We start from the raw sequence: 19695 nt of genomic DNA on the forward strand, positions 1-19695 counted from the left end.
AGCTGTGGCGCTGCATTTCGTCAGTCGATCACCTTCCCTCTTCCCGACTTCACGACGCTGCGGCGCGACTTGTGCTCGAGGCGCCGCTCCTTCGATGCGCGCGTCGGCCGCGTCGCGACCCGCGCGCGCGGCGTGAACGCGACGCTGCCGATCAGCGCGTCGAGCCGCGCGAGCGCCGCCTCGCGGTTTTTCTCCTGCGTGCGGTACTCCTGCGACTTGATCACGACGATGCCGTCGCGCGTGATGCGCTGGTCGGACAGCGCGAGCAGCCGCTCCTTGAGCACCGGCGGCAGCGACGACGCGCGGATATCGAAACGCAGGTGTATCGCGCTCGACACCTTGTTCACGTTCTGGCCGCCTGCGCCCTGCGCGCGCACGGCCGTCCATTCGACGTCGGCCGGATCGAGCGTGTAGCGGATCATCATCGTGACGTCTCCGTGCGGCGGCGCGCGAGCGCCTCGTCGACGCGGGCCGCCAGCCCCGAGTCGCGCTGCGTGCGCGTCGCAACCGCCTGCGCCAGCACGCGCCGCGGGCCGATCACCTGCACGCGCGTCCGTGCGCGCGTGACGGCCGTATAGACGAGCTCGCGCGTCAGCACGCGGCCGAACGACGCCGGCAGCACCAGTGCGGCCTCGTCGAATTCCGACCCCTGCGACTTGTGGACCGTCAGCGCGAATGCCGTTTCGTGCGGCGGCAACGCGGCCGGCGACACCGCGCGCGCGGTGCCGTCCGCGCGCCGGAACCATACGCGCAGCACGCCCTGCGCGTCGGGCAACGCGATGCCGATGTCGCCGTTGAACAGCCCGAGCGCGTAATCGTTGCGCGTCACCATGATCGGCCGCCCGGTGAACCAGTGTGCGCCGACCGCGAGCGGCACGCGCGCCGCCTGCCGCACATGCGCGGCCACCAGCGCGTTGACGTGCTCGGCGCCACGCGAGCCCGTGCGCGTCGCGCACAGGATCCGGAAACAGTTGAGCGCATCGAACAGCGGCAGCGGATCGGGCACCGTCTCGGACAACGCGGTGCGCAACGCAGCGAGGTACGCGCCGAATCGGCGTGCAAGCCGCTCGACGGTGGACGGCGCGAGCGTGTCGCCGGCGTCGTCATGGAACGACGCGGCGGCCGCGTCGTCGGCGGGCAACGCATCGAGCGCGGCCTGCACGTCGCCGCGACGGATCGCGAGCGACAGCCGTCCGATCGGCGAATCGAGGCCGAAGCGGTAGTTGCGTTCGAGCCACACGACGCAGTCGGCCAGCGGCGCGGGGGCGAGCGCGGGCGGCACGGCGTCGGCACCGGCCGCGAGCGATGCGGCGGCCGATGCGAGCGATGCGGCGGCCGATGCGAGCGCCGCCGTTTCAGCGTCACCCGGTTCGAATGGCGCAAGCTCCACCGCGTCGAGCCACGCGAGCTCGTCGGCCTCGATCCATGCGGGGTCGGCGATCGGGCGTTCGGCAGCGGCTGGCGCGCCAAGTGGTGCGAACGCCGCAGACGGGACGGCCGGATCAGGCACATCCGCTTCGGCCTGTGGCGCGTCGTCGAACAACGACGCCTGTCGCGGATCGGCACTGCGCCGCGTCGACGGCTTGCGTGCGGTACTCGCGGCAGCATGCGGAACGGTTCGGTCTGGAGCGGGAGCTGAAGTCGAAGCCGTTGCCGACGCCGAAGCCGAAGCCACAGCGGCAACCGCATTCGCCGCATCGCCGTCCGGCACCGGCAATGCCGCAGCAAACGCGGCTTCGTCGATGCCGAGCGCCGCCGCGATGCGCGTGCGCGCAGCGGCACTGAAGGTCGGCCGCGCGCTGAGCTCCGCGAATACGGCGCCGGCCTCGACGGCCGCGAGCTGGTCCTTGTCGCCGAGCAGCACGAGCCGCGCGCCCGGTGCAAGCGCGTCGAGCAGATGCGCGGCGAGCGCGACGTCGATCATCGACGCCTCGTCGACCACGATCAGGTCGTACGGCAACGGATTGTCGCGATGATGCCGGAAGCCCGTCGCCCCGCCGCCGCCCAGCAGGCGATGCAGCGTATACGACGTCTCGGGCAGGCGCGCCGCCAGCTCCGGCGGGAGATCGCCCGAGCGCGCGTGCAGCGCTTCCTGCATCCGCTGCGCGGCCTTGCCGGTGGGCGCGGCCAGCGCGATGCGAAGCCCCGGCTGCGCATCGAGCAGACAAGCGAGCACGCCGACCACGGTCGTCGTCTTGCCGGTGCCCGGCCCGCCGCTGACGATCGTCACGCGTCCGGTGAGCGCGACGATCGCCGCGACGCGCTGCCAGTCCACTTCGCCGGTCGCCGGCCCGAAGTAACGCGCGAGGCTCGCACGCAGGCGCTCGGAAGACAGCGCGTCGTCCGGTGCGGCCGCGTCGGCCTGGGCCACCAGCGCCTCGGCGAGACGCCGCTCGTAATCGAAATAGCGCGACAGATACAGCCGGTCGTGCCGGTCGACGATCAGCGGCCGCTCGTCGCCGCGCTCGAGCGTGCCATAGGCAACCAGCCCGCTCGCCGCCAGCGCCGCGCGCACGTCGTCGACGGGCTCGTCGTAGCGATGCGCGAGCGCGCCGAGCGCGACGCACACATGGCCGCCCGCCGTCGCGCGGCTCGCCGCGAACGCGGCACGCGCGGCCCAACGCGCAACCGCGGCCGGCGCGCCCGCACGACGCGACAACTCGCCGATACGGCGCGCGAAACCCTCGGCCAGCGCAATGCCGAAGTCCGCCGGCTCGGGCAGGCGCGCAACCAGGCCGCCGGTGAATTCGAGCGTGTCGTCGGACGCGTTCATGCGCGGCCCCCTTCCATCATCCGGTCGAGCGCGTCGACGAGTTCGCGGCTCGGCCGCCCCGCATGGACGCCGGCCGGCATGCCGTCGCTGCGCCAGCCGGGCCGCACGCCGCGCACGAACAGATACAGATAGCCCGCCATATGCGTGTCGTAGTCGTAGTCGGGCAAGCGCGCGCGCAGGTAACGATGCAGCGCGACGGTATAGAGCAGCGCCTGCAGGTGATACGCGTGATCGGCCATCGCAGCGTCGAGCGCGCGCGGGCCGTACGCGTCCGGCGTATTGCCGAGATGGTTCGACTTCCAGTCGACGATCCAGAAGCGTCCGTCGTGTTCGACGATCATGTCGATGAAACCCTTGATGAAGCCCGCGAGCGCCCCGGCCTCCAGCGCGACGTCCGGATAGCCGTGCGCGACCAGCAGCCGGCGCAAGGCGCCAAGCTCGAGCGACGGCGCCGGAAACAGGAAGCCCATCTCGTCGAGCCGCCTGGCCGGATCGAGATCCGCGAGCCGCATGCCCGGCACGAGTTCCGTGTGCACGACGTCGTCGACGAGCCGCACCATCATCGCCGGCAGCCGCACCGCGAGGTCGGGCTCGGCCTCGACCGGCCGGTCGTGCAACGCGCCGAGCGCGGCCTGGAGCCACGAATCGGGCTGGGTGAAGCGACTCAGTTCGAACAAGCGGTGCAGGCACTCGCCCGCCGCAGCGCCGCGCGGAAACGTCAGGATGTCGTCGTCTGGCGGCGCCGACACGACCGTGTCGGCGCCGACGAGCGCGAGGTCCGCGCTCACCGCGGCAAGTGCATCGTGATCGGGCCGCAACTCGTCGTCCGGCACGCTCGCGACGCCCGCTTCCTCGCGCGCCATCGACGCGGTCAGCGAACTGAAACTCGCGATGCGCCACGCGTCGCGCAACATGCGCGTCGCGCGGCGCGCCGCCAGCGCTTGCGAGTCGTCATGGCCGGCCGCCACGCGTTCGCGGCGCGCGGGCACCGGCAACGGCGCCACGCTGAGCGGCCCGCCCGCGAGCGCCTGCCATGCTGCGCCAAGTTCCGCCTCGTCGGGCGGCTCGTCGAGCCACGCGTCGAACGAGCGGCCCGCGCCGGCCACCAGCCAGTTGAGCACGCTGCGGCGCGCCTCGCGCGTCGAGCGCGACGACAGATACGGCCCGGCGACCAGATAGCAGCGATAGACGGCGCGCGTGAGCGCCACGTAGACGAGCCGCGCGCGCTCCGCCGCCTGCTCGCGCAAAACCTGGCGCGCCGCGTGCGCGGCGGCTTCGTCGTCGCATCCGTAATGCAGCACCGCATCGCCTGCGTCGTCGTGATATTCGCGAGCGTCGGGCAGCGCCGACGTCGGCGGCTCGCGCAGCCCGCCGTCGTTCAGGAACGGACAGAACACGACCGCGTATTCGAGGCCCTTCGATTTGTGGACGGTGACGATCTGCACGAGGTTGCGGTCGGATTCGAGACGCAGCTGCGCCTCCTCGCCGCCGCCGTCGAGCCGTTGCGCGGCGAGCCAGCGCAGCGTCGGAGCGATGCCCGGCTGCGCGGACGCGCGCGCCTGCGTCAGCTCGGCAAGATGGTTGATGTCGGTCACGCGGCGCTCGCCGTCCGCGCCGGCCATCAGCCGCTCGGCGATCCGCAGCTCGCGCGTGAACGTGCGCCACATCACCGCGAAGCCGCGCTCGCGCCACAGCAGCCGGTAACGCGAGAAGCGCTCGACCCAGCTCATCGCATCCGCGCCGTCCGCCGCATCGCGCGATGCGTCGCCATCGCCCTGCTCCATGCGCCACAGCGCATCGGCATCGAGGCCGAACCAGTCGGCGGCGAGCGCGGCACGCAAGCGCCGCAGGTCGCCCGGCGCGTCGATCGCCGCGAGCACGCGCTCGAGCTGCTCCGCGTCACCCGTCGAGAATACCGATGCCTGCGCAAGCTCGACGCTGCCGATGCCCCAGGTGGCGAGCACGCGCTTCACGAGGCTGCCCTGTCGGTGCGTCTGCACCAGCACCGCGATGTCGCCCGGCGACAGCGGCGTATCGCCGAGCCGCGCGTGCCCGTCGCGCGCGCCGCGCATCAGCCGCGCAATCTCGGCCGCGCACGCCTGCGCGGCCTGTGCCTGCGCCTCGCGCTTGTGCAGTGTGCCGTCGCCGCCCGGCAACGCCCAGATCCGGAAATCGCCGGCCGGACCCGGATCTGTCTCGTCGATGAACGGCGCCCGCACGCGCGTGCCGGCACGCACCGCGTAATAGTCGAGCCCGTCGAGCACGAACGCGTGCGGATTCGACATGAAGAAGCGGTTGCACGCGTCGACGATCGCCGGCGTCGAACGCTGGTTGACCGCGAGCGTGTAGCACGCGCTCGCGCGTGCGCGCGCGGCGAGATAAGTGTGCAGATCGGCCGCGCGGAAGCTGTAGATCGCCTGCTTCGGATCGCCGACGAGAAACAGCGGACCGCGCGGCGCGAAGATCCGGTCGAAGATCGCGAACTGCAGCGGGTCGGTATCCTGGAATTCGTCGATCAGCGCGGCCGGATAGCGCGCACGCAGCGTCTCGCCGAGCCACGGGTGCGCCTGCAGCGCCTGATACAGGTTCGCGAGCAGATCGTCGAACGACACGACCCGGCGCGTGCGCTTGCGTTCCGCCAACTCGGCCGGTGCGCTGTCGAGCCAGTCGGCGACCAGCGCGAGCCAGCGGGCGCGCTGCGCGGCGTCGGCTGCCGCGACCGCTGCTTCGAGCGCATCGGCCACGTCGAAGAACGCGTGTTCGGGCGTCGCGCCGCCTTTTTTGGTCGCCTTCACGAGCGCCGTGCGCGTGAGCCTGAGCGCGGCCTTCGGCAGCGCGGCCGCGGCATTGCGCTGCGCGAAGTGCGCAGACCACGCGCCGAACGCATCGGCGATCGCCTCGGGCTTGTGCGAGCGCTGGTTGAGCGCCGGCTGCGCGGCGCGCAGCAGCGCATCGATCGCATCGCGCTCGTCGGCCCACATTTGTGCGGCCTGCTCGAAGCAGGCGGCGGCCGCGGCCTCCGCCGACTCGTCGGGCTCGGCGACGCCGTCCCAGCGCAGCGCGGCCAGCGGCTTCTTCAGCCGACGCGCCAGCTGCGCATCGAGCGCGGCCGGGCCCGCGCCCGAATCGACGAGCCACGTCGCGAAGCGCGGCCAGCGGGCGGCCATCGGTTCGACGCGCGTGCGCCAGAAGTCGGCGGCCAGTTCGAAGCGCAGCGCCGCATCGTCGGCCTGCATGTCGAACGCAAACGGCATCGCGGCGGCGAACGGCGCCTCCTGCAGCGCGCGCTGGCAGAACGCGTGGATCGTGTGGATAGCCGCCTGATCGAACGCGCGAAGCGCGCGCCGGATCCGCTTCGCCGCCGTGTCGGGATCGAGCGCGCCGCCTTCGCCGAGCGTCGTCTCCAGCAGTCGTGCGACGAACGGGTCGCCGCCGTCGTCGCCCGTATCGAGCGCATGCGCGAGTTGCGCCAGCCGGCCGCGAATGCGCTCGTGCAGTTCGGCGGTCGCGGCCTTCGTGAACGTCACCACGAGGATTTCGTCCGCGCCGAGATCCTTTTCGAGCAGCAGCCGCACGTAGAGCGCGCAGATGTTCCACGTCTTGCCGGTACCGGCCGACGCCTCGATCTGGTTGACGCCGTCGAGCGGGCATGCGAACACGTCGAGTTCGAGCGCCGCCGGCGATCTGGATGCGGCGTTCATTCGAGCTCCTTCAGATGTTCGAGCATCGGCTCGAATACGAGCCGCGCGAGCGTGCCGAACGGCTCGTCGAGAGACGGGTGCGCACCGCGCCACGCGATCGCGATGGCCGGATCGTCCGCCTCGCTCGCCACACGTTCGTTGATCCACACGCTCGCGGCCTTCGCGTCGCCGTCGGACACGCACGCCCATGCGCTGCGCGGAAAGAACCGCAGCGGCATGCGCCGGCCCGCGCGAAACAGCGCGGCGAGCGGCGCGAGCCGCTCGAGCGGCGCCGCGACCGGCGTGAGCTCGAATGCCCCGCCGCTGCCGAACCACAGCGAGCGGCGCGGCCCGTCGGGCTCCACCGCGCAGTAGACGAGGTGCGCCAGCCACGCCGACAAGTAATCCCGCGCGCTCGGGCGTGCGTAGCGATAGATCACCTGACCGGCCGGCGTGAGCCGGTTCAGCGTGCCGTGCAACTCGAGCGGCGCGCTCACCGCATCGGCCGACAGCATCGCGTCGTGCACGCCGAACAGTTCATCGGCGGTTTCGGGCCATGCAGGCGCGATCGTGAGCGTGAACGGCCGCCGCGCGACGCCTTCGGCGAGCGCACGACGCACGTTCGACGCGAGCTGCGTCATCGAGCCGAGCGCTTGGTCGCGCCACACGGCGCCCGTCGCGCCGCCCGGCAGTTCGGGGCTCGCGTCGGCGATGCGCAGCGCGTGATCGTGCACGTCGCGCTCGTCGGATTCGATCAGCAGCGGCAGCAGGCGCTCGGCGAGCGCGTCGCTGCCGGCGAAGTCGAGCGCGAACGGCTCGGTGTCGAGCAATTCCGCCTGCGCGTCGGACAACACGATGCCGAGCCGCGCGCGCAACAACGCGCGAGCCGGATGACGCCAGAACCGTTCGAATTCGCCGAATGCGACCGGCTCGACCGGCTCGGCCGCCAGCGGCTGCGCGAAGAACGGCTGCTCCCGCGACGCATCGCGTGCGGCTTCGGCCGCGAGCAGCGACGCCAGCGTCGCGCGCTCGGCGTCGTAAGATGCGAGTTCGCTGCCGGGCCGGAAATACTCGGCCGCGAACGGCTGCAGCGGATGTTCGACGACGAACGCACGGCGCGCAGCGTCGACCGCATCCGGCGCGGCGTCCGCGCCGGCCGTGACGAGCGCGAGGTGATCGAGCAGTTCGTCGACGAGCGCCGCGGGCGGCAACGGCGCGTTGTCGCGGATGCTGCGGCCGGTGTACGCGATCAGCAGCCGGTCGCGCGCGGCGAGCAGCAGGTCGAGGAACAGATTGCGCTCGTCGTCGCGGCGCTGCCGGTCGCCGAGCTTCGGCAGCACGGCCATCAGGTCGAACTCGTCGGCGCGCGCGAGGCTCGGCAGCACGCCGTCGTCCATCCCGAGCAGACATATCACGCGGTACGGCAGCCCGCGCAAGCTCGTCAGCGACGAGAACGTCACGCCGCCCCACGGCACCCCGCCACGCGCCGGATCGTCGAGCGCGGCGGCCAGCCCGGCCCGTACGACCGCAGCGGGCAGCGCCTCGTCCGGCGCACCTTCGGTCATCGCGGCCAGCATCGCGTCGAGCGCGTCGCGCACGCCGGCAAGCGCATCGGCATACGCGGCGCCCGAATCGAAGAAGCGCGCGAGCGTATCGGCGAACAGCTCGCTCCATGCGCGCGGCGTGAGCGCACCGGCAAGCCGCTGCGCGAACCCGTCGAGATCGTCGGTGAAGCGGGCCAGCCGGCCGAGCAGCTCGGCCTCGCTGCCCGTGGCCGCCTCGATCGGCAGCCATGCGCCGATCGGCGCGGCGCCTTCGGGCATCGCATAGCCGAGGAACAGGCGCGCGAGCGCATCGGCGAACGTATGGCGCGGTGCGGGCACCGCCGCATCGTCGCTGACCGCCGGCGACAGCCCGCGTCGCGCGCCCGCGGCCGCGAGCCAGGTCTGCACCGTCTCCAGCGCGGCCGCGTCGATGCCGTAACGGGCTGCGACTGCGTCGACGCGCAACCATTCGACCAGCTCGGGCGCGCCGACCTGCCGGTCCGGCAACGCGAGCCATTCGAGCAGCACGCGCGCGACCGGGTTCGCCTGCGACGGCGGCAGCCCGGTGATCCGGTACGGCACGCGTGCCGCCCCGGCGCCCGCCGTGCCGAACACGGCGTCGATCAGCGGCCCGGCCGCCGCGAGATCGGCAACCGCCACCAGCACGTCGGACGGCTGCAGTGTCGCGTCGGCGTCGAACCATGCCAGCAGGCGATCGTGCAACACCTCGAGCTGGCGCGCGAGGCTGTGGCACACGTGCACCTCGATCCCGCGCTCGGCCGGCGCGTCGCCGAGCTCGGCCTCGGGCTGCAGCCCGAGAATCGCGTTCTGCACGCGCGCGAGCCAGCTGGGCGCCGCGTTCTCGACGAAGCGCGACGCATCGCCCGACGCGGCGCTTTCGGTCAGCTCGTGCAGCATGTGCAGCTGCGCCTGCGTCTGACGGCCCCACTCCGCAAGCAGCGGATGGCCGACCTCCTGATAGTCGAGCCGCCCGGCCGCATCGAGCGCCTCCGCATGCGCGGCCGTGACGATGTCGAACCAGAATTCTCGACAAGGATTGAGCGCGTAAATGCGCACGTCGATCCAGCGCGACAGCTCGCGCAGCAGCGCGACGTGCAGCGGCGGCATCGTGGGCAGCGCGAACACGCAGACCGATTCCGGCCACTCGGCGCGTTCGACCGTCTCGGCATCGAGATTGCGCGCCTCCACGAGAAAGCGATGCGCCGGCGGCGTGCCGCTGTCGCTCAACTCGGCGAGCAGCGCGCGCCACAGCGCCGCCTGCCAGCGCTCGTCGTCGCGCGCCGCGTCGCTGATGCCGCGCGGTGCGGCATCGCCCGCGAGCACCGATTCGCCGGCCTGCCACGCCGCCAGCCATTCCGGCCGATAGGTCAGGTAGTGGTCGAGCACGGTCGCGACACGCTGCGCCAGCTCATAGCGCATCGCGTCGTCCGACGCGCTCAGGTACGCCGCGAGCCGCGGCGACGCGAACCACGGCGCACCGTCCGCAGCCTGCGCAAACAGCCGGTAGCAACGCCACACGAGCCGATCGGGCGCGAACGGCGAGCGCACGGGCACCGGCAACACGCGACCGATCTGCGCCCACAGCCATTGCGCGAGATACGTGAACTCGACGTTCGCGCAGACGCCGTGGCGCGCGGCGATGTCGAGCTCGAGACGGCGGCGCAACGCCGCGCTCGGCACGATCACTTGTTGCGACGCCCACGGGCCGTTGCGGGCCGGGAACGCGGCCAGATCCTCGAGCAGCGCATCGGCCAGCGTTTCGTGACGGTTCGAGTAGAAAAGATGGAGCATGAAGCGGGTGTCGGAGCGTCGCGCCGGCCATGCCGGGCGAACAGGAGCGACAAGGATAGCAAAAGGGGAGGCGCGGCGAAGTTCGGCCGAACGGCTAGGTTTTGCGGGCCGCGAAATACGATAGACTCGTCGCCAGTCAATACGCTGTCCCGGGCGTCTTCGTCTGCCACTACGTTCATCGATGCGCTATTCGGTCGAAATCAGAAAGTTTCTCTACAGCCAGTACTTCTTCGGTGGGCTGAGAATCGCGTTCGGCGTGTCGCTGCCCGCGGTGCTGTGCCTGATCGTGTTTCACAACCGGGAGCTCGGCTTCACGATCTCGACCGGTGCGCTCGGCGCGTGCGTCGTCGACATGCCGGGCCCGCTGAAGTACAAGCACAACGAAATGCTTGCGTGCAGCGTGATCGGCTTTCTGGCCGCGCTCGCGACGGGCCTCGCCACGCCGCACATCTTCGCGCTGTGGCTGACGATCGTCCCGCTCACGTTCGTGCTGTCGCTGATCGTCGTGTACGGCAACCGCTGGCCGCAAATCAGCTTCGCGACGCTGTTCATGATGGTGATGACGCTGGAGGAGAACTTCACGCCGCTGCAGGCGTTCGTCAATGCCGGCTGGATTCTCGCGGGCGGCCTCTGGTACACGTACTGGGCGACCATCGTGTCGCAATGGCAGGCGCGCCGGATCGAGCAGCAGGCGCTCGCGGAGAGCCTGTTCGCGTGCGCGGACTACCTGCAGGCGCGCGCGCAGTTCTACGACCTCGACGCGGATCTCGACGAGTGCTACCGCAATCTCGTCGCCAAGCAGATCACGGCGGTCGAAACGCAGGAAACCGCCCGCGACATCGTGCTGCGCAACCTGCCGAAGCTGCGCCGCGGCAAGCTCGATCCCGGCCGCACGACGATGTACAACCTGTTCATCAACAGCGTCGACCTGCACGAGCTGTTCGTCGGCGCGCATACCGACTATCCGCTCGTGCGCAACACGTTCGGCGGCTCAGACCTGATCATTTTCTATCGCGACCTGATCGGCAAGGCGGCGGCCGATCTCGAGGAAATCGGCCTCGCGGTGCTCGAGAACCGCGCGCCGCATTCGCGCATCAGCGTGAAGGCCGAACTGCGCGCGATCGAGTACGAGATCGAGCTGATGCGCAAGAAGAACTTCGCGGCGGCCAATGCCGAGGCGTACGCGGCCGTGCTCGCGACGTTCCGGCGGATCTGGAGCGCGACGCGGCTGATCGACCGGATGCGCCGCAACCTGTCTGGCCACGCCGATCCGCAGCAGACCGAACTGAAGATCGACAAGGCGCTCGTGCGTTTCCTGCAGCGGCGCCGGATGTCGCCGCTGCTGATCTTCTCGAACCTGAACATGCGCTCGCCGAGCTTTCGCCACGCGCTGCGCGTGACGATCGCGGTCGCGGTCGGCTTTTGGCTCGGCCGGCTGCTGCCGCTCACGAATGCCTACTGGATCGTGATGACGACCATCATCATCCTGAAGCCGGGCTACTCGCTGACCAAGCAGCGCAACGCGCAACGTATCGTCGGAACGCTGATCGGCTGCGCGGCGAGCATCGCGCTGATCTATTCGGTGAAGGAGCCGCACGTGCTCATCGCGATCATGTTCGGATCGATGGTGATGAGCTACAGCCTGCTGCTGTTCAACTATGCGGCGAGCGTCGTGTTCACTTCGTCGTACGTGCTGCTGATGTTCCACCTGCTCGCGCCGGGCAGCATGCGCATCATCGGCGAGCGCGCGATCGACACCGTGGTCGGCTGCATGATTGCGATCGCCGCGAGCCGGCTCTTCCCGTACTGGGAATACCGGCTGATGGGCAAGCTCGTGACCGACATGCTGAGCTCGACCCGCAAGTATTTCGAGGCGGCGTGGCGCGCCGGGCGCGGCGCCTCGGCGCCTGCCGTGCCGGTCGCGGACGGCGCGGCTGCCGTGCCGGTCGTTGCCGCGGCGATCGAAGCGCCGTCCACCGCGCTCGACGACGACTATCGCTACCGCCTCGCGCGCAAGGACGTGCACATCGCATTCGCGAACCTCGGGCAGGCGTTCCAGCGGATGATGATCGAGCCGAAGGCGCACCAGCGCTTCGTCGCCGAACTCAACGACCTGCTGGTACAGGCCCACGTGCTCGGCGCGCAGATCACCGCCGCCGCGCCGCTGATTCGCAGCGCATGCTCAGCCGACGGGCAGCGCGTTCACGACGACGCGCTGCATCGCGGCCTGTCCGCCGTGCTCGACAACCTCGAAAAGGCGGAAGCCGGCGAGCCGCCGCCGGCCGACCATCTCGATACGACCAGACAGATCACGCGCGCGCTCGACGAAATGGTCGTGTCGGCGGAAAAATCGGACGCCGTGGGCGCCGACCTCACGCACGACCTGAAGGTTCTCGCGCACCAGTGCAAGCAGATGCTGGCGTCATCGCTGCTGATCCGCAAGGACGCGAGCGTCATCCGGCTGCCGGCGTGACTAAGCGGGTGCGCAATGGTTCGACCGGCCGATCTTCCCGGCCGCGCGTGCCTCGTGACGCGTGATTCCGCGCGCGATCAACACGGTGCGTGAGCGCATTCTGCTGTTCCACGTGTTGCCGATGCCGTGCTGATGTCGATCGGCCGGTGGACCGGCGTGGGCAGCGACGGCAGCCTTCGGAGGCGAGCGCAGGCTTCGGCGGCCGCGTCGGTCCCGACGCAACAGAGCGCGTCGTCACGCCTCACGCCTCTTAGGCGCACATCGCTCCCGCCCCGTAGAGCACGCGCCTGCGGCTGCGCGCCCGCGCCGACGTCAGTGCGACGCGGCGCTCGCGGCCTCGGCCGGGTGGGCTTCGTCGTACGCGTGCTTCTGCGAGATCGCGTTGTACATGATCGTCCCGATCACCAGGAGTACGGCCACGACGATCAGGATGCTCACGTTGCGGACTGGGTTCTTCTTGCGCTGATCGTTCATGGCCGGTGCGGCTCCGTCGAATTCGTCGAAGCGGGCATTCTACGCGCTTGCGCCCGTTACGACGCGCCGGGTTGCGCCGTCGCACTGCGCCCCTGGTTTTCCGTCGAACATCGTTTCCGTGCGCGGGCGCGCGCCGCTGACGGGCAGGCAACACGCCGCACAGCGCCGACCGATGTGCGCGCGCACCGCGTTACGCCGGTTCGGACACGTCGCGCACCGGCAACGCGGTCGAATACTTGATCTGCTCCATGGCGAACGACGAGCTCACGTCGAACAGCGGCACCATGCGGATCAGCTGCTTGTACACGCGGTCGTAATCGTCGATGCCCGCCACCACGACACGCAGCAGATAGTCGGTTTCGCCGCTCATCCGATAGACCTCGACGACTTCCGGCATGTCGCGCACGACTTGCGTAAAGCGCTGGGCCCACTCCTCGGTGTGCTGGTTCGTGCGGATCGCGACGAACACGGTGGTGCCGACGCCGAGCTTGCGCGGGTCGCACAGCGCGACCTGCGCACGGATCGCGCCGGTTTCCTTCAGTCGCTGCACGCGCTTCCAGCACGGCGTCTGCGACAGGTTCACGCGCTGCGCGAGTTCGGCGATCGGCAATGTGGCGTCCGCCTGCAACAGCTCCAGCAGCTTGCGATCGATGGCATCCATTTATCTGGTCCCTCGTAGATAGAAATTTTTTCTATGCATCCAGCATAACGGGGAACAATATGGAAAGCACTCGCTGCCGTCGACCGGGATAAATACCAATCCGCGCGCATCCAACACCGCCTCACCCCCGGTTCGGGCGCGGGCGGCGCCGAGTTACGCCGCCCGTCAAACGAAACAGGCGACTTCACCCGTTCGGGTGAAATCGCCTGAAGTCACGACAACGGCGGCCGCCGCGCATGGACGGCGCGGCGGCGCGGCAGCGGTCAATACGCGACGGTCGCGATCTCGCGCACGAAGCTGTGCTGCTCGAGCGCATCGACGAACGCGACGGCGTAATCCTCCGCCGAGATCCGGCTGTCGCCGTGCGCGTCGGCGATCAGCGTGCCCGCGCCGGTGCGGAACGTGCCGGTGCGCTCGCCGGGCGCGATCAGTGCGGCGGGCGCGAAGAACGTCCAGTCGAGATCGCCGACCGTTTTCAGATAGTCGAGCGCTTCGCGATGCGCCAGCGCGACCGCCTTGTACGCCTGCGGGAAGCCGTCGGTGTCGACCAGTTGCCGGCCGGGCGCGACTTCGAGCGAACCCGCGCCGCCGACCACGACGAGCCGCTTCAGCCCGGCCTGCCGTGCGCCCGCCACGAGCGCCCGCGCGGCCGCGACGACCTTCGCGGCATCGTCCTGCTGCGGGCCGTATGCGCTCGCGACCACGTCGTGACCCGGCAGCACGGCCGCAATGCTGGCCGGCTCGAACAGGTCGGCCGCCTGCGCGACGATGCCGTCGCCGGCCGCGCCCGGTCGGCGCGACAACGCGGTCACGCGATGGCCGCGGCGGGCCGCTTCAGCGGCGATGCGCGAGCCGATCATCCCGGTGGCGCCGAACAGCGCGATGTTCAATGGATGGTGCGTCATGTCGATTCTCCAGAAATAAAAGTAACTATAGCGATTACATATAAGGCCGAAAAAAAACGGAGCGAACTCCGTTGCGCGAACCACCGCGCGGTCCACCAGGCGCCGCCCCAGCGCCTTCACCAGCCGGCGCCCTACCCCGCGCCGCTGCGTTGCTCCGATGCGAGCACGTCCGCCGTGACGTCGGCGAGCGTGCGCGTGGCGAGCGATGCTTCCATCGCGCGCTGCGCATCGCCGATATAGTCGATCAGCACGCCCTGGATGTGCCGCCCGACCATGCACGCCGGATTCGGCGCCTCGCGATGGAGCGCGAACAATTGCGCATCGTCGACCGCGCGATACACGTCGAGCAGCGAGATGTCGCCCGGCTCGCGCGCGAGCAGCGCCCCGCCGCCCGCGCCGAGCTGCGACGTGGTCAGCCCGGCCGCCGCCAGCATCGACAGCAGCCGCCGGATCAGCGCCGGGTTCGTGTTCACGCTGCCCGCGATGATCTCGGACGACAACGGCACGCCGTCCTGCATCGACAGCAAGGCAAGCACGTGCACGGCAAACGCGAACCGGCTGCTGGTATTCATTCGTCACTCGCTCAACGACGCCGGCCCGAACCGCGACCGGCGACAATGTGTAACCACTATAATTACATTTGACGACTTGCGCAAGCGCACCGTCACTGGCCGCTGGCAGGCTTTGCGCCGGCCGCGTTCTGCTGGCTCCACTGCTGGAGCTTCTTGCCCGCCTCGGCCATCTTCGCGCCGGCTTCGGACGCCGCATGCGCGACGACCGCCGACGCGGCCGCATCGAACTGCGCCTGCGCGGCCGATGCCAGCCCGCTCGCGGAAAGCGGCGGCACCGCAGACGCAGCCGACGCGATGCCGGCCTTCGCGGCATTGAGCTGCTGGCTCACGGTGCTCGCTACCTGGTCGAGCGCCTGGGCCGCATGGTTCGCGGCATCGGCGGCCGCGCTCGCGGCCGTATCGGGTTGGTTCGCCGGTGCGCCGGACTTCTCGCAGCCCGCGAGCAACAGCACCGTAGCGGCGGCCGCAGCCGCCAGCATCGCGCCGGGCGCGCGTCGCGCCGGCCAAGTCTTCATCTTCATCAGCAATCTCCGGCCATGCACGTACGGCCTGGTTGGTTGGACCGGTGTCGATGATACCGCCTGTGTCACCGCAGCCATGAAGCGTCGCGATCGAACATGCCGTGCAATTTCGAATTCGTCTGATTCAAGCGCCTGCGCAACGCCACTAAAGTCGGCAGGCCTACAACCGTTTCGTTCGCCTCCCGCTCCTTATGGCTTTTCTCATCGACTGGTTCATCGCGCTGGCCGCGGCACTCGCCACCAGCCTGTTCGTGTGTCTTCGCGCGCCAGCCGCGCGGCGCTTTCGCGACGACGGCCGCCCGCGCCGCGTCGCATCCGCGCGCCTGCTCGCCCAGGCAGTGATCGGCTTCTGGACGGCGGCGCTGATCGTCGTGCAGGGCATTCTCGGCCCCGACGGCCACGGACAATCGGTCACCGGCTTCGCCTCGCTGGCAATCGCCGCGCTCGGGCTCGCCGCCGTCGCCACCTATTGGACCGCCCGCGCGCTGCGGCTGCGCCGCCCGCGCCACATGTTCACGCGCCACTGACGCACCAGACCGGCGCATCGCACCGCACCACCACGCGCCACACGCGCCAGCACGCGCACCAGTTGCGCACACTCCGCACCGCACGCGTGCGTTTTCTGCCGAAATGACGCCGTCGGCAGCTCGCCCCGTTTTCGTGCAACCCTCACCGGAAAGCCGCGCCGCACGGCACTTCGCACCAACTACACGCACTCACTCACCAACTTGGCTCGAAATTTGCATTCCTTGCCCATTTTTTGCGCAAGGATGTAACGGCATGGATGGTCTGAAATCCGGCGTCGACACACTGTTCCTGTTGATCGGCGCCGTCATGGTGCTCGCGATGCACGCGGGCTTCGCTTTCCTCGAACTCGGCACGGTCCGCAAGAAGAACCAGGTCAACGCGCTGGTGAAGATCCTGGTCGACTTCTCGGTGTCGACGCTCGCGTACTTCTTCATCGGCTACACGATCGCGTACGGCGTCGAATTCTTCGACGACATCGGCTCGCTGTCGCAGCACAACGGCTACGCGCTGGTGCGCTTCTTCTTCCTGCTGACGTTCGCCGCGGCCATCCCGGCAATCGTGTCCGGCGGCATCGCGGAACGCGCGAAATTCAATCCGCAGCTCGTCGCCACGATGATCATCGTCGGCTTCATCTATCCGTTCTTCGAAGGGATCGCATGGCACGAGCGCTTCGGCGTGCAGGCGTGGCTCACGCACGCCTTCGGCGCGCCGTTCCACGATTTCGCGGGCTCGGTCGTCGTCCATGCCTTCGGCGGCTGGGTCGCGCTGCCGGCCGTGCTGCTGCTCGGCGCACGCCACGGCCGCTATGCGAAGGACGGCCGCATCGCCGCGCATCCGCCGTCGAACATTCCGTTCCTCGCGCTCGGCGCGTGGGTGCTGGCGGTCGGCTGGTTCGGCTTCAACGTGATGAGCGCGCAGACGCTCGACAAGATCAGCGGCCTCGTCGCCGTGAACTCGCTGATGGCGATGGTCGGCGGCACGCTCGCCGCGTGGATGGCCGGCCGCAACGACCCGGGCTTCACCTACAACGGCCCGCTCGCCGGCCTCGTCGCGGTGTGCGCGGGCTCCGACGTGATGCACCCGATCGGGGCGCTCATCACCGGCGCCGCGGCCGGCGCGCTGTTCGTCGCGATGTTCACCTGCGTGCAGAACAAGTGGCGCATCGACGACGTGCTCGGCGTGTGGCCGCTGCACGGCATGTGCGGCGCGCTCGGCGGCCTCGCGGCCGGCGTGTTCGGGATGCCCGCGCTCGGCGGCCTCGGCGGCGTGTCGTTCATGTCGCAGCTGATCGGCACGCTGGGCGGCATCGCGATCGCCACCGCGGGCGGCACGCTGGTGTACGGCGCGCTGAAGGCGACCGTCGGCCTGCGGCTCGATCGCGAAGCCGAGTTCGACGGCGCGGATCTGTCGATCCACCGCATCTCGGCGACGCCGGAGCGCGACTGAGCGACGCCCGAGCGCGACTGAGCGTCGTCAGCGCGTGAGGCGGGCGTCGGGCCGCCCGCCTCACGCCGGCCCGCCTCATCATTACGTTTTCAATTCAAAAAACTTTCATCTAGCATCCCTACACTTCCGTCCAGTTTTCACCTTGCCTTCGTCTTGCTTTCCGCTTGCCTGCACGACGAAAGCCATTCTTCCAACATCTGAAACTGGACTCCACATGCCCGCGTTGCCCAATGCTTCCCGTCGTCAGGCCCTGAAGATCCTCGCCGGGGCGCCGATGCTGCCCCTTTCCGGCCTCGCGCTGCCGGCCCTGTTGACCGGCTGCGGCGGCGACGACAATCCGACGGCCACGCCGGCCGCCGCCTATACGTCGGCCGCGTTCGCGGCGATGGCCGCGCCGACGCTCGACAATCCGGGCGCGATGGCCGCCACGACGGTGGGCTCGACGCTGGCGGTGTCGTTCTCGGACGGCTCGTCGCGCAACTTCAAGCTCGCGTACCGGCCGTTCTTCGTGACGGGCGACATGGTGCCGGACGGCAAAGGCGGCACGATCCTCGCGGGCGGCTACTACGACATCAACAACCAGCCGATCATCGACCGCTCGGTGGCCGGCAAGGAGCGCCAGTTCTATTCGGACTGTCCGGACGGCAGCTCGCTGCTCACGCTGAAGAACGCGAACGTGGCGGGCGTGAAAGGCAACACGGTGTTCGCCGTCGTGCAGTTCGAATACACGACGCGCGACCAGGCGAGCGCGTCGCAGTACGGCCAGCTGCCGTCGCCGATCGCGGTCATCACGCTCGACCAGGATCCTGCCACCGGCGCGCTGAAGGTCGTCAAGTATCACAACGTCGACACGTCGAAGGCGCACGGGCTGTGGATCACCTGCGGCGCGAGCCTGTCGCCGTGGGGCACGCACCTGTCGAGCGAGGAATACGAGCCGGACGCGACGAAGGCCGCGACCGACGCGCAGTTCAAGGCGTTCAGCCGCAACACGTTCGGCGACGAGACGAAGGCGAACCCCTACCACTACGGCCATCTGCCCGAGATCACGGTGAATCCGGACGGCACCGGCACGGTGAAGAAGCACTACTGTCTCGGCCGCATCTCGCACGAGCTGATCCAGGTGATGCCGGACCAGCGCACCGTGATGATGGGCGACGACGCGACCAACGGCGGCCTGTTCATGTTCGTCGCCGACAAGGCGGCCGACCTGTCGGCCGGCACGCTGTACGTCGCAAAATGGACGCAGACGACCTCGGCCGGCGCCGGCAGCGCGACGCTCACGTGGATCAGGATCGGCCATGCGACGAGCAGCGAGATCGAGACGCTCGCGAACACGCTGAAGGCGTCGGACATCATGGACGTCGCGACGGTCGATCCGGCCGACGCGAGCTATACGAAGATCCACTTCGGCGGCAAGTTCAACTGGATTCGCGTGAAGCCGGGGATGGAAAAGGCCGCCGCGTTCCTGGAGACGCACCGCTACGCGGCGCTGATCGGCGGCAGCATGGCGTTCACGAAGCTCGAGGGCACGACGGTCAACGCGCGCGACAAGATCGTCTACTCGGCGATGTCGCGGATCGAGACGTCGATGATCAAGGGCAACGCGGTGTCGCGCGACGTCGCGCTCGACAAGAAGATCGCCGCGGGCGCCGTCTACGCGCTGAACCTGAAGGGCAGCCAGCGCGACACGACGGGCGCCGCGATCGACAGCGACTGGGTGCCGGTCGACATGAGCGCGCCGGCCGCGCTGGTCGGTGAGGACCTGGCCGCCGCCGACGCGCTCGGCAACCTCGCGAACCCGGACAAGATCGCGAACCCCGACAACCTGAAGTTCTCGGAAAAGCTGCGCACGCTCTTCATCGGCGAAGACTCGGGCATGCACGTGAACAACTTCCTGTGGGCGTACAACGTCGACACGAAAGTGCTCACGCGCGTGCTGTCGTGCCCGGCGGGCGCCGAATCGACGGGCCTGCACGCGGTGGACGAGATCAACGGCTGGACCTACATCATGAGCAACTTCCAGCACGCGGGCGACTGGGAAACGCCGCTGCACGACAAGGTCAAGCCGACGCTCGATCCGCTCGTGCGCGCGAACTTCAAGGACCGCTTCGGCGCAAGCGTCGGCTATCTGACGGCCGAGCCGACCAGCATCAAGCTCGCGAAGGCCTGAGCGTCAACCGGGGCGCGCGGCGCCCCGCTTCATCGTCACGTTTCATTCGTCGGCGCTCCACGCCGTCTTCTGCGCGATGCCCATTGCGGGCGTCGCGCTTTTTTTTTGCACGGCGATGAAGGCGGTGCGAACGACG

The 19695-nt window shown here is 69.5% G+C and carries 13 protein-coding genes; 4 read left to right on the forward strand and 9 right to left on the reverse strand.

What is annotated here, in order from left to right; genetic code table 11:
• Window positions 1-20: 20 nt before the first annotated feature.
• Genes arfB through recC form a run of 4 tightly spaced genes read right to left on the reverse strand, consistent with a single transcriptional unit; the run spans window position 21 to window position 9809 of the window.
• Window positions 21-425 carry an alternative ribosome rescue aminoacyl-tRNA hydrolase ArfB gene (gene arfB, locus AK36_RS23325; RefSeq protein WP_011884080.1) on the reverse strand — a complete coding sequence of 135 codons (405 nt, stop codon included), beginning with the start codon at window positions 423-425 and terminating at the stop codon, window positions 21-23.
• On the reverse strand, window positions 422-2773 hold the full coding sequence (locus AK36_RS23330; RefSeq protein ID WP_045579296.1) for an AAA family ATPase: 2352 nt from the start codon (window positions 2771-2773) through the stop codon (window positions 422-424). Before AK36_RS23330 ends, arfB begins: the two co-directional genes overlap by 4 nt.
• A complete protein-coding gene (gene recB, locus AK36_RS23335; RefSeq protein ID WP_045579297.1) occupies window positions 2770-6474 on the reverse strand; it encodes an exodeoxyribonuclease V subunit beta in 3705 nt (1234 codons plus the stop codon). Before recB ends, AK36_RS23330 begins: the two co-directional genes overlap by 4 nt.
• On the reverse strand, window positions 6471-9809 hold the full coding sequence (gene recC, locus AK36_RS23340; RefSeq protein ID WP_045579298.1) for an exodeoxyribonuclease V subunit gamma: 3339 nt from the start codon (window positions 9807-9809) through the stop codon (window positions 6471-6473). Before recC ends, recB begins: the two co-directional genes overlap by 4 nt.
• Window positions 9810-9990: 181 nt before the next feature.
• Between recC and AK36_RS23345 the strand changes: the two genes are divergently transcribed.
• A complete protein-coding gene (locus tag AK36_RS23345) occupies window positions 9991-12282 on the forward strand; it encodes an FUSC family protein (protein ID WP_045579299.1) in 2292 nt (763 codons plus the stop codon).
• Window positions 12283-12594: 312 nt separating this feature from the next.
• On the opposite strand, the gene AK36_RS34015 is transcribed toward AK36_RS23345, so the two are convergent.
• The 5 genes from AK36_RS34015 to AK36_RS23365 form a co-directional block, all read right to left on the reverse strand.
• The gene (locus AK36_RS34015) at window positions 12595-12756 is read right to left on the reverse strand and encodes a hypothetical protein (RefSeq protein WP_011884072.1); all 162 of its coding nucleotides are present in this window, start codon (window positions 12754-12756) and stop codon (window positions 12595-12597) included.
• A gap of 190 nt (window positions 12757-12946) precedes the next feature.
• Complete coding sequence (locus tag AK36_RS23350) at window positions 12947-13417, reverse strand: Lrp/AsnC family transcriptional regulator (RefSeq protein ID WP_011884069.1); 471 nt, start codon at window positions 13415-13417, stop codon at window positions 12947-12949.
• A gap of 263 nt (window positions 13418-13680) precedes the next feature.
• A complete protein-coding gene (locus AK36_RS23355) occupies window positions 13681-14322 on the reverse strand; it encodes an NAD(P)-dependent oxidoreductase (protein WP_014722766.1) in 642 nt (213 codons plus the stop codon).
• Between the two features lie 131 nt (window positions 14323-14453).
• Window positions 14454-14894 (reverse strand): Rrf2 family transcriptional regulator, encoded by a 441-nt coding sequence (locus AK36_RS23360; RefSeq protein ID WP_011884064.1) that lies wholly within the window; start codon window positions 14892-14894, stop codon window positions 14454-14456.
• Window positions 14895-14986: 92 nt separating this feature from the next.
• Window positions 14987-15415 carry a BCAL1086 family glycoprotein gene (locus tag AK36_RS23365; RefSeq protein ID WP_011884063.1) on the reverse strand — a complete coding sequence of 143 codons (429 nt, stop codon included), beginning with the start codon at window positions 15413-15415 and terminating at the stop codon, window positions 14987-14989.
• 191 nt (window positions 15416-15606) lie between these two features.
• On the opposite strand from AK36_RS23365, the gene AK36_RS23370 reads away from it, so the two are divergent.
• From AK36_RS23370 to AK36_RS23380, 3 genes are all read left to right on the forward strand, one after another.
• A complete protein-coding gene (locus tag AK36_RS23370) occupies window positions 15607-15942 on the forward strand; it encodes a hypothetical protein (protein ID WP_011884061.1) in 336 nt (111 codons plus the stop codon).
• A gap of 253 nt (window positions 15943-16195) precedes the next feature.
• Window positions 16196-17389: an ammonium transporter gene (locus tag AK36_RS23375; protein ID WP_045579300.1), complete on the forward strand. Its 1194-nt coding sequence runs from the start codon at window positions 16196-16198 to the stop codon at window positions 17387-17389.
• Window positions 17390-17603: 214 nt separating this feature from the next.
• Window positions 17604-19559: a PhoX family protein gene (locus AK36_RS23380; protein ID WP_011884056.1), complete on the forward strand. Its 1956-nt coding sequence runs from the start codon at window positions 17604-17606 to the stop codon at window positions 19557-19559.
• Window positions 19560-19695 lie beyond the last annotated feature (136 nt).

The organism is Burkholderia vietnamiensis LMG 10929, from assembly GCF_000959445.1.
GTDB lineage: Bacteria > Pseudomonadota > Gammaproteobacteria > Burkholderiales > Burkholderiaceae > Burkholderia > Burkholderia vietnamiensis.

Bases quoted from the DNA above. Each gene is read 5' to 3' on its own strand.
- arfB (WP_011884080.1), bottom strand. From the start codon at position 425: ATGATGATCCGCTACACGCTCGATCCGGCCGACGTCGAATGGACGGCC.
- AK36_RS23330 (WP_045579296.1), bottom strand. From the start codon at position 2,773: ATGAACGCGTCCGACGACACGCTCGAATTCACCGGCGGCCTGGTTGCG.
- recB (WP_045579297.1), bottom strand. From the start codon at position 6,474: ATGAACGCCGCATCCAGATCGCCGGCGGCGCTCGAACTCGACGTGTTC.
- recC (WP_045579298.1), bottom strand. From the start codon at position 9,809: ATGCTCCATCTTTTCTACTCGAACCGTCACGAAACGCTGGCCGATGCG.
- AK36_RS23345 (WP_045579299.1), top strand. From the start codon at position 9,991: ATGCGCTATTCGGTCGAAATCAGAAAGTTTCTCTACAGCCAGTACTTC.
- AK36_RS34015 (WP_011884072.1), bottom strand. From the start codon at position 12,756: ATGAACGATCAGCGCAAGAAGAACCCAGTCCGCAACGTGAGCATCCTG.
- AK36_RS23350 (WP_011884069.1), bottom strand. From the start codon at position 13,417: ATGGATGCCATCGATCGCAAGCTGCTGGAGCTGTTGCAGGCGGACGCC.
- AK36_RS23355 (WP_014722766.1), bottom strand. From the start codon at position 14,322: ATGACGCACCATCCATTGAACATCGCGCTGTTCGGCGCCACCGGGATG.
- AK36_RS23360 (WP_011884064.1), bottom strand. From the start codon at position 14,894: ATGAATACCAGCAGCCGGTTCGCGTTTGCCGTGCACGTGCTTGCCTTG.
- AK36_RS23365 (WP_011884063.1), bottom strand. From the start codon at position 15,415: ATGAAGATGAAGACTTGGCCGGCGCGACGCGCGCCCGGCGCGATGCTG.
- AK36_RS23370 (WP_011884061.1), top strand. From the start codon at position 15,607: ATGGCTTTTCTCATCGACTGGTTCATCGCGCTGGCCGCGGCACTCGCC.
- AK36_RS23375 (WP_045579300.1), top strand. From the start codon at position 16,196: ATGGATGGTCTGAAATCCGGCGTCGACACACTGTTCCTGTTGATCGGC.
- AK36_RS23380 (WP_011884056.1), top strand. From the start codon at position 17,604: ATGCCCGCGTTGCCCAATGCTTCCCGTCGTCAGGCCCTGAAGATCCTC.